Origin of the sequence: Anaerovibrio sp., from assembly GCF_024697385.1 — a bacterium.
Classification (GTDB): Bacteria; Bacillota; Negativicutes; order Selenomonadales; family Selenomonadaceae; genus Anaerovibrio.
In genome coordinates this window covers 1-18,213 of record NZ_JAILFV010000179.1, presented here as the reverse complement: position 1 = coordinate 18,213, position 18,213 = coordinate 1, and the positions used below count along the sequence as shown (strand labels likewise).

Genomic DNA, 18,213 nt, shown 5'->3' with positions numbered 1-18,213 from the left:
TTAGTAAAGGAATTAAAGACTTAAATAAAGTATGAATTTATCACCTTAAGGGTTCGTTTTTCGTTGATGCCCTTTATTTTTCACGTTGAAGTGCTGGTGAAAATATAAACCAATAAAACAGATCAGGGCCAGGGAAAAGGCAATAAGACTGGTAAGCTGTGCTGATTTAAACAGCCCAAAAATTAAATTGGTATAATCTCCCCTAAGATATTCAAGGAAAAACCTTGCCATGGCATAAAGCATCACATATAGGGCAAAGGCCTGTCCTTTAATATGGGGCATTGAGCGGAAAATAAGCAGAACAGCAAAAATTACAAAGTCCAGCTGTCCTTCCCATATCTCAGCCGGCCAAAGTGGCTGACTGCCATAGGTGTGATAGGCAAGGGTCGTAGTGGGATAAAGAATACCAAAGTTCCCTCCGGTAGGGGCACCAAAGGCATCTCCATTCAGGAGATTGGCACATCTGCCAAGACCCTGTCCAAATATAATGGCAGGCGCAGCAATGTCCATCATGGCAAGTATGTCGATTTTATGGCGGCGACAATAAATAATGCCAACCAATACTCCCAGGAATACACCACCCTGGATGGCCATGCCTCCCTGCCAGACAAAGAGAATTTCACTGAGGTGATTTTGGTAGTAGGACCAATCGAAAAAGAATACATCCCATAATCTGGCACCAAGAAGACCGCTGAGACCACAATAAATACCTAAATCGACTACATGTTCATGGTATCTGCCGTCCTGTTTGGCCAGGAAATAGCCTACCCCGGCTGCCAGAATGATGCTGAGACTCAGCACCAGACCATATGCCCTGATGGGAAAATCCCCTATGTAAAAAAGAAATTGATGCATAATATCCTCCGACTATTAAAAAGTAATAAGTATATTATAACGCCATTGTTCAAATTTTTCTCCTTCAGAAGAAAATATATTTATGGGGGAGTAACGGGACATTGGCCCTGCAGCCTGTTGTGATATCCTCGGAGCAGGTTTGTGTTTGATTTCCAATACCTAATACAATATAATTTATTTGTCTGTTATTAGCATTTGTCAGGATTGCTGACCGTGAGCAGGAAGATATGTGGTCATGGACATTTGGTAGGCCTGTGAGATAAAAGCTGATCCTGTCAGGATAAAGCCGTTAGGGGACTTTTTGTCTCGAAATATGTTTGTTGTATGTTAATTTGGGAAGGAGAAATGCAAGGTGCTCCGGATTTTTGCTTTAGTTCGTATCGTTGTGACAGTTATTTTGGTGACACTTTTTTCCTGTGGGCAGATATCTGCAGCGGAACAGCAGGATACAATGAATAAGTGGACAGTATATTGGTATTTATGTGGCTCTGACCTGGAATCTCTTCATGGTGCCGCAACTGATGATATACTGGAAATGATTCAGGGGAAATTGCCTGATGATGTGGAAATTGTAATTGAGGCCGGTGGATCCAATGTATGGCAAAATAATGTTTTTGAAGCTGGGACAATAAGCAGATATGTATATTGCTCCAGTGGGTTGATTGAATATGAAAAGCTCCCTGATGGAAATATGGGAGACAAGGAAGTGCTTAAGGATTTTCTCCAGCTGACCACAAAGCATCCTGCGGAGCATAAGATGTTTGTGTTTTGGGATCATGGTGGCGGAACCCTGGGTGGAGTAGCCTATGATGAACGGACTCAAAAATCATTGTCCCTGAATGATATCAAAGAGGCTTTTACGGAAGTGTACGGGAATAATGTCCAAAAGCCACCCTTTGACATAATCGGATTTGACGCCTGCCTGATGAGTACGGTGGAAACAGGATGTGCATTGCAGGGGATTGCTAAATATATGGTCGCCTCAGAGGAGGTTGAACCGGGAACAGGCTGGAATTATACTGAAATAGTCAATACTCTGGCTAATAATCCAGATATTGAGAGCGTGCCTTTGGGCAAAATAATCTGTGATTCATATATTGAAGGCTGTCAGGCTGCAGATGCGGCAGATATGGCAACCTTGGCCCTGATAGATATAGGCAGGATGCCACAGTTGTACGAAGCTTATGATAATTTTGGTCAGGAAGCGTTAATGAAAACCGGCAGCAGTGAGTTTTTCACCAGTTTCGCCAGGGCCTGTTCCACTGTGGAAAATTATGGCGGTAATACGAGCCATCAGGGGTATTACGATCTCATTGATCTTGGCGGGATGGCTTTGGCCACCAGAGACCTTTTACCAGCATCAAGCAACCGGTTGCTGACAGAGGTCAACAATGCTGTCCTATATAAGGTGAATGGCCAATACAGGTCCAAGGGTATGGGACTCTCAGGATATTATCCTTTTAGCGGCAAAAAGGAATACTATGATATCTTCACAGGAATCAACAGTGCCAGCCCGGTATTTAAGGACTTATATTCAAAGATGCTGGTAACGGATGCGGTTCAGCTTCAGGGGCTGGAGGATGTACAGCTGCTGAATGAGGATGGCTGGGCAGTTGCACAGCTGACTCCTGAAATGATGAATTGTATAAGTGAGGTCAGGGTTATGCTGGGTATAGCTGATGACGACCATACCATATATATTCTCGGGGATGATAACAATCTGATTGCTGATTGGGAAAATGGAATATTCAAGGACAATTTTGCCGGTACCTGGGCTGCCCTGGATGGTTACCTGGTATATCAGGATGTAGTGGAGGTTACCGATGATTACAATATATATGCCATTCCCATAAAATTAAATGGGATGCCATGCTGCCTGAAGGCTGTGTATGATTTTAAGCAAAACAGCTATAAGATTTTGGGGGCTACCCGTGAAGAGGTAAATAATGTCGCTATTAAGGACCTTATCAAGCTCAAGGCGGGAGATGAGATAGTCACCCTGCATTATGCTACTGTTGACGGTGGCGACATTAATGAAATAGAGGGTGCAAAATTTAATTTAAGCGATAATTTCGAGCTGAAGGATGTGCCAATGGGGGATGGCAAGTATGCGTTTGCCTTTGAGTTTGTGACACCGCAAAATGAATGCAGGTTTTCAGATGTAGCATTTTTCAGCGTTCAGGATGGAGAGATTTTTCTCATGACAGATGAGGAATAAAGGAGTGTTTTATAACAATGAAAATAATTGCCGGATTAGGTAATCCGGGAAATGAATACGCTAAATCCCGTCATAATGTGGGTTGGATGTTTGTGGATGCTCTGGCCAAAAATCTGGATATTGACAACTGGAAGGCCAGGGAGAATGGAATGGTTGCCGAGGGAAGAATAGGCAGTGAAAAGGTGTTGTTGGTAAAGCCCATGACCTATATGAATAACAGCGGTGAATGCATAGGTCCGTTAATGCGCTGGTACAAGCTGGAACCTGATGACCTGGTGGTGGTCCATGATGATATGGATATTCCGGCAGGGACAGTGCGCATACGCAAGAAGGGCAGTGCCGGGGGCCATAATGGCATAAAATCAATTATTGCCCATGTGGGAGATGAGAATTTCGGCAGGGTAAGAATTGGTATAGGCCGGCCATTGCCGGGATGGAGTGTGGTGGATTATGTATTGGCAGCATTTTCTGAGGAAGATGCTGAAAAAATCAGGGATTCCATCAATTATCTGCTTCCGGCAGTGGAATGTATCATAACAGAGGATATTGACAAGGCCATGAACCAGTATAATCCTAAAAAGGCCAAAAAAAAGAAGGTAAAGGACACAGAGGAGGCGTCTACGGACGATGAAAAAGCCTGATATTATTGCCTTATATGCCGATGAAAATGGTGAAATATTTGATGCCCCTGGCATTTTGGCCATGGGGCGGGAGGGAAAAGATACAAGACTTTTGACTCCTGATGATCTGATTCCGCTTCCTGAAAGTGCTGATTTGATTTTTCTGCCTGACAGGCAGGCATTGGGAATGACTCCGGATGGAGAAGTACTTCCGTTAACAGGTAATGCTGTTTCGGCAATATTACCGGCAGGGTATACCCGTACCATGCTTCCGGCATTTTCAATGGACGAGGGAGTATCCAGACTGCCGCTGTATGGCTATACTGCAGTTTGTGTATATAAGGATCAGTTGTATGCTGCAGCGGTTTACACTGATGAAAACCATAAATGGGATCCGGAACACTATAATACAAAAAATCTTAAGCAGCTGATCAAAAGGGTTAAAAAGGATTTGCCTGATAATCCGTTGATTGCCCATTTGGCTAATTGTTCCCTTGAGTGGCACTGCTGTACAGCAGAAAATTTATTTTATCGCCGTTGGGAATGTGGCATACCTACATCGCCGGTTTGTAATGCAAATTGTTTTGGCTGTATTTCCCTTCAGCCGGCAGAGTGCTGTCCGTCACCCCAGAGCAGGATAAAATTCAGACCTACTCCGGAGCAGATTGCAGAGGTGGGAATATATCATCTTGATAATGCCCCTGAGGGAATCATCAGCTTTGGTCAGGGCTGTGAGGGAGAACCGTCCCTGGCAGCAGATAATATAGCGGCTGGGATAAGGCTGATACGGGAAAAAACCACCAAGGGCCAGATTAATATCAATACTAATGCCGGTTATACCGAGGGAATCAGGAGGATTGTGGATGCAGGACTTGATACCATGCGGGTAAGCATAATCAGTGCAATACCGGAAAGCTATGATGCCTATTACAGGAGTAATTACAGGCTGGAGGATGTTAAGGCTTCTATTGATTACGCACTGAAAAAAGGTATATATGTATCCCTGAATATGCTTTATTTTCCTGGGTTTAATGACAGACATGATGAGCTTGATGCCTGGAAGGATTTCTTTAAGGAATTGCCGGTCCAGATGATACAGGTGAGAAATCTGAACATAGATCCCGATGCTTTTTTGGCTGTAATGCCTGAGGCACAAACAGGATATGTTGGCACCAGAAGATTTTTAAGGGAACTGAAAAAAGAGTTCCCACAGATGGAAATTGGCAGTTTTAGTCACTACATAGAATAATGGTATAAAATAAAAGGATTTTTTCTGTTTAAGTTGAATATTAATTAATATAGACACAAAAGTTTGGAGGGGTTATTTATGACTGTAGAACAGGATTGGGAAGAATTCAAAGCAAAACTGAAGAAAAAAACTGAAATAGACCTGGATTTGTATAAGGCACCACAGATGCAACGCCGTATCCTTAATTTGGCTAAAAGGCATGGTTATGAGACATATTCAGGCTATTTTGACAAGGTTGTTCAGGACAAGGATGATTTTGCTGCTTTTATCGAATATCTGACCATAAATGTATCAGAGTTTTTCCGTACGCCAGATAAATTTGCCAAGCTGGAAACGGATGTTATTCCTGATCTCCTTACCCGCAGCAGCAAGCTGAATATTTGGAGCGCCGGTTGTTCAATCGGTGCAGAGCCTTATTCATTGGCTATGATCATGAAAACATTGACACCAAATACCCGTCATCGTATTTTGGCTACTGATTTGGATATTGAGATTCTCGCCAAGGCGCGCCGCGGTGAATACAGTATCAATGAGCTCAAGGCCATGGATGAAAACCGAAAAAAGAAGTATTTCACGGTGACAGGGGATACTTATGCAGTAACTCAGGAAATTAAGGACTGCATTGAATTCAAGCGCCATAATCTGCTCAAGGATGATTTTGAGCAGGGCTTTGACCTGATTCTCTGCCGTAATGTTGTAATATATTTTACTGAAGAAGCAAAGGACCAGCTTTATGCCAACTTCTTCAAGGCCTTGAAGCCAGGTGGTATACTTTTTGTTGGAGCTACTGAGGCCATTCTTAATTTCCGTAAACTCGGTTATACCAGCTTCCAGCCGTTCTTCTATCAGAAGCCGCTGGTGTAAGTTCTGTCGGGGAGACTGAAAATGATTGCAAACCAAAATATTGAGAGCATGAGCCATGAGGCTTTGGAGGAGCTTCAGTTTTCACGGCTTCAGAAGCAGGTCAGGTGGGCTTACGAAAAAAGTGCGTTTTATCATGATCTCTTTGATAAGGCGGGGGTTGTGCCTGATGAGTTCAGGAGCTTGGCTGATATACAAAAGATTCCTTATATGGAACGCAGTAAATTACTGGAGACCTCAATTTATGATTTACTGACCTTGCCGCTAAGTGGTGTTTTGAGGATATCCCGTCAGGGCGAGGGTAATACTCTTATCAAGATGTATACGAGTGGAGATGTTGCCCGCCAGATGGAAATGATGACCAGAGTCCTGGTGGCATATGGCATCAATGAAACCACTGTGGTTGGCCTTTTGGGGGAAGCCTCAGACAGCCGCCTGATGGATGTTCAGTATGCTCTTGAAGGATTAGGGGCATCTGTAATGCTAATGGGCAGCAATATGGACAATATCATTGAATTGATGACTAAATGTCATGTTGATGTACTGATTAGTGATTTTAGGCTAATAACACAGCTTATAGTCAAATTGCAGGCAAATGGGGATAATGCCCAGGATCTGTATGTTCCATCAGTTATCTGTTTGGAGGAAACCCTGTATAACCCTATGCGTGCTTATATTGACCGCCGTATGAATGTGAATACGAAGACGGTGTATAATTCCTCCTGCCTGGGCTGTGCCGGTATTATGTACCAGTGCAGAATCGGTAAGGGCTTTCATATCAATGAGGATTATTTTTATCCGGAGATTGTTGAATTCGGTGCTGAAAAGGTGATAACTGAGCCACAGCGGGTAGGTGAGCTGGTGATTACTACACTTACTTCAGAGGCAATGCCTATTTTCAGGCTCCGTACCGGCCAGGCAGTGCTGCGACTGGACGGTGAATGTGAATGTGGCAGGAGCTTTATTCGGGTAGTTGCTCCAACGGAATATGAAGGAACATTTGCATAGTTTTTTATTTGTACTCCTTTTATCGCTATAAGTGGTAAAAGGGGTATTTTTTTTAGTAATGCCCTATATGGATACTCAAACATATATGTAACAATCTTTTGACGAATCTTTTTGTCCGATTTAACAGTTTTTATTAAAACTTTATTTGGTCAAAAAAATAGCCATTATACGCTAATAACTACAAAATGGTTGGGGAATTTTATCCATTTGGGTATAATTAAATAGTGAAAACATAACTAGTCCAAGGATGTCTTGTTTACTGCATAATGGAGGAGAGTTGTATGTTGGAAATCATCACAGGGCGTGCCGGCAGTGGGAAAACTGAGTATTGTCTGCAGCAGATATGCAGACAGTTGATTGAAAATCCCATGGGGCCGGCAATTATTCTTTTATTGCCGGAGCATATGACATATAAGGTTGAACGAAAACTTGCAGAAATGTTGTCTGAATATGGCCGGGGATATATGCGGTGTCAGGTATACGGCTTTAAAAGATTTGCTTACCAGATACTGCAGGAAATTGGTGGAGCCTTAAAACCAGGGGTAACCGACATGGGCCGCAATCTTATGCTGAAGCAGATTTTGGACAGGCGGGGAAAGGAATTGAAGGTGTTTGGACGGGCGGCCCGCCAGAGAGGTTTTTCTGCGGTGCTGAGCAATATCATAAATGAATTCAAGGGCTATGAGATTACTCCGGAGCTTTTGTCAAAGGCAGCTGATGGTGTTGCAGACACCAGATTGCAGAATAAATTAACAGACCTTTCGATTCTATATGGTGATTATAATAATGCTTTATCCAACAGTTATACCGACGGCAAGGAAATAATGAGCATACTTTCCGATAAATTACCTCTGTCAAAAACTGTGGCAGGGGCTGATATCTGGTTGGATGGCTTTTTGTTTTTCAATCCTTTGGAGCTGAGAGTCATTGAAGGACTGATGCAATATGCCGCCAATATACATGTTACCTTCAATATGGATGATATGGAAACGGCGACAGGTCAATGGGCCAACCAGGAAGAATCCGGTATCTTTAATAGGGGCTATAATACCCGTAACAGACTTTTGCATCTGGCGGAAAAATGTAGTGTTCAGGTAGAATACAGGCATTTTTCCCAAGGTGTCAGATTTATAAATCCTGTTCTTCAGGCTTTGGAGGCAGGCTTTGATAAAAGAAGACCGGAGCCAGTGGAAGCTGCCAAGGATCTGTTTTTGGCAGAAGCTGCCACATGCAGGCTGGAGGTTGAGGCAGCAGCTGCAGATATTATTGGCCTGGTCAGAAAAAAAGGCTATCGGTGGCGTGATATCGGTGTTCTTATTAGAGACGAAGCCTCATATAGTGATTTATTGGCATTCGTTTTCAGAGACTATGATATTCCATTTTTCAGTGATAAAAAGCGTCAGTGTGCAAATCATCCGGTGGCAGAATTAGTCAGGTCTGCAATTGCTGTTGCAGGTGGATGGAGCTATGACAATATTTTTTGTTGTGTAAAAACAGGATTTTTCCCATTGACCTTTCAGCAGATAGATTTGCTGGAAAACTACTGTCTGGAGTTTTCATTAAAGGGCAAGGCTGTATGGCGACGGGAAGAGCCTTGGACTTTTTCTTCCCGGTACAGTATTGATTCTGAGGAGGAGTCTGTCAGTGAACAGCAGCAAAAAAGGGCAGGAGAAGCCGATCAACTTCGCAGACTGGTATCAGCTCCCCTGGGCATTTTGCAGGATAACCTGAAGAACAGCGAAAATACCAGGGATATGATTCGGGCACTATATGTTTTCCTAACGGATATGAAGGTGCCTGAGACACTGCAGAATTGGGCAGATCAGGCAGAACGGGAAGGTATACTGGATTTGGCCCGTGAGCATCAACAGGTATGGAATGATGTGATGGAGATGTTGGATCAGCTGGTGGAGGTATGCGGTGAGACCAAAATGACAATCCGTGAACTTGGCAGCCTTCTGGAAGAGGGACTGTCTTCATTGGAAATGGCCCTTATACCACCTGGACTGGATTATGTCAATATAGCATCCTTTGATAAAAATGCCCTGGATAATATAAAGGCGGTATATATTTTGGGAGCCAATGCCGGTGTTATGCCGGGGCGGGCCGTTGAAAGTGCCGTATTATCAGATGCAGACCGCATGCACATCAATCAGCAGAATGTTATCGAACTGTCACTGATTGGTGAAGACGCCAGCTTTAATGAGAACTATCTTATATACAAGGCTTTTACCCAGGCCAGGGAATACATGTGGGTATCCTATTCCCTGTCAGCTCCATCCGGAGATGCCATGACCGGTGCAGAGATTACCAGAAAAATAAGGGCTATGTTGCCTAAAAAGAATATCAGGAGTATTCCTTTGGATTGGATTCATGAGTTTTCCCAGGAGGACCAGCTGACAATGCTGGCGAAAAAAAGACAGGCCCTGTCCTATTTGGCTATTGCTCTGGGAAGCCTGCGTGATGAGGGGGATATCCCTGAGCTGTGGCAAAAGATTTATAATTATCTGCTTCACGATGGGGAAGTGGGAAGCATTGTGGAACTGGTGCGGAAAGGTCTGTTTATCGATCCAAAGCTTCACAGATTGCCACGGGATATAGCCTGGAGATTATATGCTCCACGCAAAATACTTCGTGGGTCGGTTACTAAATTTGAGAGGTATAACAGCTGTCCGTTCCAATATTTTATGGAACACGGACTGCATTTAAAGGAGCGCAAGGTAACACGCTTTGGACATCCGGAATTCGGTACTTTGATGCACGCTATGCTGAAGGAATTTGGCGAGCTGCTGAAAAAAGAGAAAAGGCATTGGCATGATATTCCGGAAGAAGAACGAAATGAGCTTTGCGATAGGCTGATGGATAAATTGGCACCGCGAATCAACAATGAAATAATGTATTCAACAAAACAGCTTGAGTCCCAGCTTGCCCGCATTAAAGATACGGCAAGATTTGTCCTGGGGCATCTGGCGGAGCTTGATGGTGCCAGCAGCTTTTCTCCGGAATTCTTTGAGAAATCCTTCGGAAATCCAATGCATGACAGGGATAATTTCACTCCGTCCTATGATCTTGGGGATGGATTGCGGCTGGAACTCACAGGCCAGATTGACCGCATTGATGTCAATGAGGCGGGAAGCCATTTCCTGGTAATAGACTATAAAACAGGATCTGCCGGAATTGATGTTGCAGGGGTATATTATGGGCTCAAGCTGCAATTGCTGACTTATCTTCTTGTTGCAAACCGGATTATGGTGGAGCATACAGGTAAACCGGTATTGCCGGCAGGCATGCTATATTGTTTTTTAAAGAGGCCTGTTCTACCCATGGCAAATCACAGTCATGATCCGGAGACTATCCGTAAGGCGATGGACAAAGAATTGAGATTAAGTGGTTGGATATTGGACAGCCGGGATATTATAGAGCAGCTGGATAGTACCTTTGGGGAAGATAAGGACAACAGATTTTTGCCTATAAGACCTACCAAGAAGTTTGTTCACAGTCAGGATATGGATAAACTGAAAAGTGAGCAGGAATTTACTGCACTGATGACCTATATGGAACACATATTAAGGGAAACCGGTGGGCATATCATGGACGGAAGGATAGATATCAGACCATATAAGAAAAAGAATAAGACGACACCATGCCAATACTGCAAATTTCATCCGATATGTGGCTTTGATGCCAGACTGCCAGGATATGAGTATCGTAATATTACCGGTAAGGATGATGAGTTGATGATGGAGATTATGGACCAGGCCGGTGAAAATAAGGATGACAAATCAGATAATGGAAAGGAGAGGAGGGAAGATAATGGAGTGGTCAAAGGAACAGAAGCTGGCAATAAATAATGATGATAAAAATATACTGGTATCTGCAGCGGCAGGCTCCGGAAAAACTGCCGTGTTGGTCGAGCGTATAGTTTCCCACTTATTGAGGAATCCATCTGGTGAGCAGGATTCCTGGGAGGTGGACAAGCTTTTGGTGGTCACCTTTACCAAGGCGGCTGCTGAGGAAATGAAGCAGCGTATTGAAAAAAGACTGCAGGAAGCTATCGCCAATGAATTGGATAATCCTGATGCAGATAAGGCGATGATACGGAGACTGGAACGGCAGATGATATTGCTGGCAGGGGCATCTATTTGCACCATTGATTCATTTTGTCAGTCATTGGTAAGAAACAATTTTAATGTTATTGACATAGATCCGCAGTTTCGTATAGCCAGCCAAAATGAATTGGCAATTCTTCAGCAGGATGTTCTTGATACCATGTTCGAGGATAAATACAGGGAAGGGGATGCCGCTCTGGAGGGCTTTGCCGACAAATACGGGACTGACAGGGGAGACTCAAAACTCTATGATATCATTTTGGAAATTTATGACAAATCAAGAAATCAGCCATTTCCTGATTTATGGCTTACCCAGCTGGAACAGGATTATAAATCAGCTGATGGACATATAAGTTCTATCAGGGCAACCAAATGGTGGCCTGTTATCCATGAAGAGATAAGCTGCCGGTTTGCTCCGGGAAAAGAGTATATAGCAGAGCTGAAGGATATTGTGGAGGGGTTTGGCACACCAAAGGTCAGGGATAAGTTCAATACAATCATTGAAGCCTATGATACGCTGTGGAGTGCTCTGGAAAATGGCCTTAATGGTGGAATGCCTACCCCCTATGAGGCATTGGTCAATCTTAAGATACCGTCACTGCCAGGCAAACTGACTGGTATGGAGGTTGATGTAAAACAGGAATTCAAGCAGGTGGCAGATAAGCTGAAAAAACTGAAGGAACAGATAAAAGCATTCCTTCAGGCTGATGAGGATGTGCTGTTAAAGGAGCTTAATGCAGCCGGTGGTGATATAGCCTGTATTATTAAGATGGTAAAGGATTTTGCCCAGGAGTACAGTCAGGCCAAGCACCAGAAAAATATAGCGGATTTTAATGATGTGGAACATTTTGCGCTGAATATACTGAATGCACAGGATGCAGCCCCTGGCCAGCTTAAACCTTCAGAGGTGGCTTTAAACCTTAGGGATAAATATCAGGAGATCATGGTGGATGAATATCAGGATACTAATGAGCTTCAAGAATTTATTGTGGCCCTTATTTCAGGTGATAATAATGCCAATACCTTCACTGTTGGGGATGTAAAGCAAAGCATATACGGATTCCGGTCATCAGAGCCAGGGGTTTTCCTAAAAAAATATACTGAATATGGCAGGCGTGATAATGAAAGGGGTGAGCTGATTACCCTGGGAAGAAATTTCCGGAGCCGTCGGGAAATACTGTCTGCAATTAATTATGTGTTTGCCCAGGTAATGACTCCCAATCCCAATGAAATCGAATATGATGAACGGGCCATGCTGAATGAGGGTGATCCATACGGCTATAAGGAGCTGGAAAAAGAAAAACTGTTTAGTGACAATGTGGAATTTGCCTTGATTAATATGGAAAACCAGGATGGTAGTGATAATCACCGGGAAGAGTCAAAGTCAGATGCTTCGGATGAAGAAGATTTGGTGGGATTTGAGCTGGAGGCTCAGTATATCGCCAACCGTTTTTGTGAGATCAAAAAAAGTGGAAAATTGATCTTTGACAAGGATTTTAAGGAAAACGATGGATATCGTCCGGTTACATGGCGGGATATGGTTGTACTCCTCAGGGCTACCAGCAACAAGGCTGATGTTATACAGGAGGTTTTCCAGCAAAACGGAATACCTGTATATGTCAATGTTAAAGATGGTTTTTTTAAAACCACTGAAATACAGACTATGTATTCCCTGCTTTCAGTAATAGATAATTCTCAGCAGGATATATATTTGGCAGCAGTATTGTTTTCACCTGTTGTAGGGCTAAGTACTGAGGCTTTGGCCAGACTCAGGCTGGTGGACAGGGATGGAGATTTATATGCAGCACTTTTGGCGGCCAATACCCCTGAAGCTGATTTGGATGGTTCAATCAAGGTCAAGATAGATAAATTTTTGAAGCAGCTGAGCTCATGGCGCCAGATGACCAGGTACTTAAGTGTACCGCAGCTTATCTGGCAGATATTCAGGGATACCGGATACTATGATTATGTTGGTAGCCTGAGAGGAGGTGTCCTTCGTCAGGCTAATCTCCGTATGCTGGTGACCCGTGCACAGGAGTTCCAGACTACAGATTATCAGGGACTTTTCCGCTTCCTGAGATTTATTCAGCGTATGACGGAGATGGAAACTGATCTGTCCATGGCCCGCACCCTTGGTGAAGGGGAGGATGTGGTAAGGGTAATGACCATACATAAGAGCAAAGGACTTGAGTTTCCGGTGGTGGCCATTGCTGACATGTGTAAGGGCTTCAATGACCAGGACCTTAAAAAGGATGTACTGGTCCATAAAAAGCTTGGTATAGGCATACAATATGTAGATCCGCAGTTCAGGACAAAATATGATATATTTTCCAGGCAGGCCATAAGGGCAAAAATGAGGCGTGAACTTCAGGCAGAAGAGCTTCGTGTACTTTATGTAGCTATGACGCGGGCAAGGGAAAAGCTTATTATGGTTGGCCGATGTAAAAATATCCAGACAATGGTTGATAAATGGTGTGAGGATATCGATAAAACTGGACAGGTCATGCCGGTTCATACCCTCTTGTCAGTAAATTCCTATGCTGACTGGGTGGCAAGAGCGGTTGCCCATCACCCTGATGGACAGCCCTTGGTGGAGGTTTCCAATAATGGAAAATCCTGCAAGGATATTCCCGATGCCGTGGGGCGGGAGTCGCACTGGAAGGTTGAACTAATAGATTCAGCTGCTATAGGCAGCAGTCATGATGCAGAGGAATTGAATAATAATCTTATTCAGGCGGTGCAGGCCGGGGAAGATATGCCGGTGGAAATGAATCAGGAAAAATTGGCGGAGGTTCTTCAACTGGAGTATGATTACCGCGGAACCCGTGAGGTGCCTGCCAAGCTAACTGTTTCAGAGCTTAAACGCCATTTTGCTGAAGAAATACAGCAGGATATGTCCATGGAGGAAAGTCGCCTGATTGAGTCCCAGCATCGGGAATATATTTTTAGCCGACCTATGTTCATACAGGAGGATAGCGGTGGCCGCATTCTCAAGGGCAACGAGTATGGTACCCTGATGCATTCAGTTATGCAGCATCTGGTGCTCTCAGACAATCTGGATACTGGGAACATAAAAAAACAGCTGGCAAAAATGGCGGAGAATGAAATAATTTTGCAGGAACAGGTACCATATGTCAGTGTCAGATCAATTGCAGCTTTTTTTGAAACAGAATTGGGGAAACGAATGACCGGTGCAGAGGAGCTTTGGCGTGAGTTGCCTTTCAGCAGGGGGTTGGCAGCTGATAGATATTACGAAAATGTGGAGGGAGAATTCATTTTCAGTCAGGGTGTTATTGATGTCCTGTTCAGGGAAGGAGATGACAAATATATCCTGGTGGATTATAAAACGGACAGTAATACTGAGCCGGAAAGCGTCAAGAACCGATATGGTCTTCAGATCAAGCTGTATACGGAAGCTGTTGAAGATATATTAAAGGTTAAGGTTTCAGAACGATATCTGGTAATGCTACACGATAACAGTATAATTGCAATGTAGGCAGGATTATGTAATCAGGAAACACTCACCTTCAGGTGAGTGTTTTTTTTCGGTCTTTTTACAACAACAAAAAATATTTTTAAATAAAAACAAAAGAATTCCTTGAAAAATTAGTATAATATGATAAAATTATTAATAAATAAAGGGGATATTATAATAAAATAAAGGCAAAGGACAATGGAACTTAAAAATAACAATGATGGCCTGGAGCAACTCTTTTCGGCAGCTCACAGGAGCACCGGCAACGGTATTAACCGTGAACAACGGGGGATAAAGGGATCTGTTGGGTCGCCTGTTGTAGAGTTGGTTGATAAGCTGGTGCAGGATGCCTTGTTGCGTGATGCCAGTGATATTCATATCGAGCCCGGAAATACCTGCGGCAGGGTAAGATACCGGATAAATGGACTCCTTGAAATAGTATTCAGGAATATTAATCCTGAGCTGTATAGCCATATCATTTCCAGAATAAAAATCATGGGCAGGATGAATATTGCTGAAACCAGACTGCCACAGGATGGGAGATTTTCCTATGAATATAAGGGGCAGGAAATTGATGTCAGAATTTCTGTTGTTCCTCTTATAGTAGGGGAAAAAGCTGTTCTCAGGCTGCTGAACCGTGGCAGCCGTTTTATGGAAGTGACCGGTCTGGGCTTGTCACCGGAAAATGAAAAAGTTTTTATGGATCTCTGCAGAGATGGGATTGGCGGAGTTATTTTTGCAGGGCCGGTTAATTCCGGCAAGACAACAGCCTTATATGCCGCATTATATTTATTGAATAATACTGCAAAAAACATAGTTACCATAGAAGATCCGGTGGAATACAGGCTGCAGGGAATTAATCAGATACAGGTCAACAGCAAGATAAAACTGGATTTTGAGGAGGCACTGGAGGCTGTCCTGCGGCAGGATTATGATGCACTGGCCATTGGTGAAGTACGCAACAGCAATGTTGCCAATATACTTATAAAAAGCTCCCTGGCAGGACATCTGGTATTTGCAACAATCCATACCTCCAGGGCAGTAAAGGTTATTTACAGGCTGCTTAACATGGGAATTGAACCATATTATCTTGCTGCGGCACTAAGGGGAATAATAGCACAGAGGCTGGTACCACGCTTATGTCAATATTGTCGCAAGTCCTATATTGTGGAGCCTGAAAGTGAGATTGCTGATTTTTTGGGTGATGATTACCATGAGGGACTTATACTTTATAGAAAGCATGGTTGTGAAAGATGCGGTGGCAGAGGCATTGATGGAAGAATAGCTATACATGAGATTCTCCGTTTTTCCAGGGCACTGAGGGAATGTATCGGATCTGATCCCCATGCTGATGAAATGCAAAAGGCAATTGCCGATAGCGGTATGATAACCATGGAAAGGGATGGCTTCCTAAAAGCGACTAAGGGGTTGGTGGAAATAGAGGAAATAATGAAGCTGGACAATGGTTAAAGATTAGAGGTGATAGTAATGGGATTTGGTGAAGGGGAATTTAAGGATTTTCTTTGCCATGCCGCGGACAGGGAGATATCTGATATTTTCATAAGTGAGGATACTCCGGTATTTTATCGCAGAAAAGGTATGTTACTTCAATTGAACGGTACAGTTCCTGATAGCGATGATATATGGAGTATTTTTGCTGACATGACTGACCAAGCGGCACAGGAAAATTTTTTGTGCAATAAAGAGGCTGATTTACCATGGTCCTTACAAGATAAGCGCTTTAGGGTACATATATATCATAAACTGGGAAAAACGGCTTTTGCCATAAGGGTTTTATCCGAAAAAATTCCTTCACTGGATAGTTTGGGGCAGGCCGGTGCAGTCAAACAATTTATGAATTATACAGAAGGGCTTCTTTTGATAACCGGTGCAACCGGAGCAGGCAAGACAACCACTGTAGCAGCCATGCTGGCTGAATATAACAGGATGGTGGCATATCATATATTGACTCTGGAGGAACCTGTAGAATACCTGTACCCCAAGGGAAAATGTCTTTTTAGCCAACAGGAAGCAGGGCGGGATTTTCTTGATTACCGGCAGGGGATAATAAGCGCCATGCGGGAAAATCCGGATATTATTGTAATTGCTGAGCTTCGGGATGAAGGTGCATGTGAGGCCGCACTTAGTGCAGCAGCTTCCGGACATTATGTGATTGCCACAATGCATACAGGAGGTGCAGTTGAAACAGTGGAACGCCTTGTAAGCATGTTTTCTGCTACAAGACAGAATTTAGTAAGAAGCATGCTGGCTGCTTCCTTGCGGGGAATATGCACCCAGCGTTTGTTTCGCGGCAGGGGGGGACAACAGTACTGTGGGGCAGAAATTCTGCATTCAAATAATGCTGTAAAAAATATTATTCGGTGTGGAAAATATGAGCAGCTATTGTCAGTTATGCAGTCAGGAGCCGGACAGGGAATGCAGACTATGGCAATGGCAGTGGATTTGTTGCAGAAGGATGGTTTGCTTATTCAGTAATTGCAGGTGAATCAATGAATACATATACCTATATTTGGGCGGATTATGGCGGCAGCAGAGGGGAAGGAACGGTCAGGGCTGAAAGCAGGATGGCTGCATACATGGCCCTGAACGAACAGGGGATTACTGTATTAAGACTGCAGGAGAAAGTAAATAGCAGTGTATTGGTGAAGGTGATCAGGGGAAATCATTTTTCAAAAAGCACCTTTTATCGTCAGGCAGCTTTATTGCTGGAAGCAGGTATACCAATAGGTGAAATACTGGAGCTGCTCGACCATCATAACAGCCTGCTGCCTGTACGAAAGAGATTGTCTGCCGGAGCATCTTTTACGGAGGCAATGGGAGCTGTGGAGGACTTATGTAGTCATCAGGAAATTTCCATGATAGAGGCCGGCGAAAATGGTGGATGTCTTGATGTGGTATTTTCGCGGCTGGCAGATGATTTCACCGAAAAAGAAGCGTTTGAAAAGGAATTCAGGCTGGCAATGATATATCCATGTTTTCTTTTATTGGTCAGTATGATGGCAATTGCCGTTATAATTTTTCAGGTGCTGCCTGCAATATTCGCATTGTTTGGAGATATGTCCGTAACGCTTCCCTGGCCTACGCGTTTCTTGATGGCTATCAGTTCCCTGCAGGGGAAATATATAGCTTTGGCTGCACTGGGGATTTTTATCATTTCAGGTTTATTAAGTGGGCTTGGAAGATATGAAAAGGGGAGTATTCTGATAGCAAAAAAAATCCTGCAGCTGCCTTTCATAGGCAAGTTATGTCTCATGAAGGATCTGGCGATGTTTTTCGGAGTACTTTCAATGATGCTTGAAAGTGGCATTGTAGTTGATAGGGCAGTGGAAAATGCTGCAGCCGCATGTACCAATGGATTTTTGCGGCGACAGGTCATGCTGGCAGGGGAAAAGATAACCAGGGGAGCGGCATTTTCTGACAGTATGACAGAGTTACCCTGCCCGATAATCATACAACGCATGATAGAATCCGGTGAAATGTCAGGTGAATTGCCAATTATATTGCAGCATGCAGGGAGATATTGTCGGGAAGAAGCACATAAACGGATTAAAATAATTCAAACCATGTCAGAGCCTTTTATGATGCTGGTGACAGGTGTACTGATAGGATTTATTGTCCTGGGAATTGTCTGGCCCATGCTGGAAATGATGAGTGTCTATTTATAACGAGCTTTAAGATGTCCCCTTCCTCTTTAGGTGGGGGAAAACAAACTACAACAGCTGGCGAGCATATCTCCCAGCTCGTTGAAACGCTAATTGGAAGATTTTTCTTCTAAAGAAGAAAAATTTGAACAATGG

General features: G+C 43.6%; 11 protein-coding genes. 10 read left to right on the top strand and 1 reads right to left on the bottom strand.

Annotated features, from left to right (window positions below):
- Positions 1 to 45: 45 nt before the first annotated feature.
- Positions 46 to 855: a prolipoprotein diacylglyceryl transferase gene (gene lgt / locus K6C05_RS09395; RefSeq protein ID WP_296734035.1), complete on the bottom strand. Its 810-nt coding sequence runs from the start codon at positions 853 to 855 to the stop codon at positions 46 to 48.
- A 352-nt stretch (positions 856 to 1,207) separates the two neighbouring features.
- On the opposite strand from lgt, the gene K6C05_RS09390 reads away from it, so the two are divergent.
- The 10 genes from K6C05_RS09390 to K6C05_RS09345 all read left to right on the top strand — a co-directional run bounded on the left by K6C05_RS09390 (position 1,208) and on the right by K6C05_RS09345 (position 18,081).
- Positions 1,208 to 3,073: a clostripain-related cysteine peptidase gene (locus tag K6C05_RS09390; RefSeq protein ID WP_296734034.1), complete on the top strand. Its 1,866-nt coding sequence runs from the start codon at positions 1,208 to 1,210 to the stop codon at positions 3,071 to 3,073.
- 17 nt (positions 3,074 to 3,090) lie between these two features.
- Positions 3,091 to 3,714 (top strand): aminoacyl-tRNA hydrolase, encoded by a 624-nt coding sequence (gene pth, locus K6C05_RS09385; protein WP_296734032.1) that lies wholly within the window; start codon positions 3,091 to 3,093, stop codon positions 3,712 to 3,714.
- On the top strand, positions 3,701 to 4,942 hold the full coding sequence (locus K6C05_RS09380; protein ID WP_296734030.1) for a radical SAM protein: 1,242 nt from the start codon (positions 3,701 to 3,703) through the stop codon (positions 4,940 to 4,942). The genes pth and K6C05_RS09380 overlap by 14 nt, the downstream gene beginning before the upstream one ends.
- A 78-nt stretch (positions 4,943 to 5,020) precedes the next feature.
- Entirely contained in the window at positions 5,021 to 5,806 is a 786-nt protein-coding gene (locus tag K6C05_RS09375) for a protein-glutamate O-methyltransferase CheR (RefSeq protein ID WP_296734028.1), read from the top strand.
- Between the two features lie 21 nt (positions 5,807 to 5,827).
- Entirely contained in the window at positions 5,828 to 6,811 is a 984-nt protein-coding gene (locus K6C05_RS09370) for a phenylacetate--CoA ligase family protein (protein WP_296734027.1), read from the top strand.
- A 281-nt stretch (positions 6,812 to 7,092) separates the two neighbouring features.
- Complete coding sequence (gene addB / locus K6C05_RS09365) at positions 7,093 to 10,662, top strand: helicase-exonuclease AddAB subunit AddB (RefSeq protein WP_296734025.1); 3,570 nt, start codon at positions 7,093 to 7,095, stop codon at positions 10,660 to 10,662.
- Positions 10,625 to 14,416: a helicase-exonuclease AddAB subunit AddA gene (gene addA, locus K6C05_RS09360; protein ID WP_296734014.1), complete on the top strand. Its 3,792-nt coding sequence runs from the start codon at positions 10,625 to 10,627 to the stop codon at positions 14,414 to 14,416. The genes addB and addA overlap by 38 nt, the downstream gene beginning before the upstream one ends.
- 177 nt (positions 14,417 to 14,593) lie before the next feature.
- Positions 14,594 to 15,865, top strand: coding sequence for a GspE/PulE family protein (locus tag K6C05_RS09355; RefSeq protein ID WP_296734011.1), 1,272 nt, complete (start codon positions 14,594 to 14,596; stop codon positions 15,863 to 15,865).
- An 18-nt stretch (positions 15,866 to 15,883) separates the two neighbouring features.
- Positions 15,884 to 16,891, top strand: a complete 1,008-nt coding sequence (locus K6C05_RS09350) for an ATPase, T2SS/T4P/T4SS family (RefSeq protein ID WP_296734008.1) — start codon at positions 15,884 to 15,886, stop codon at positions 16,889 to 16,891.
- Between the two features lie 14 nt (positions 16,892 to 16,905).
- Positions 16,906 to 18,081 carry a type II secretion system F family protein gene (locus K6C05_RS09345; protein WP_296734005.1) on the top strand — a complete coding sequence of 392 codons (1,176 nt, stop codon included), beginning with the start codon at positions 16,906 to 16,908 and terminating at the stop codon, positions 18,079 to 18,081.
- The last annotated feature ends 132 nt before the right edge of the window (positions 18,082 to 18,213 follow it).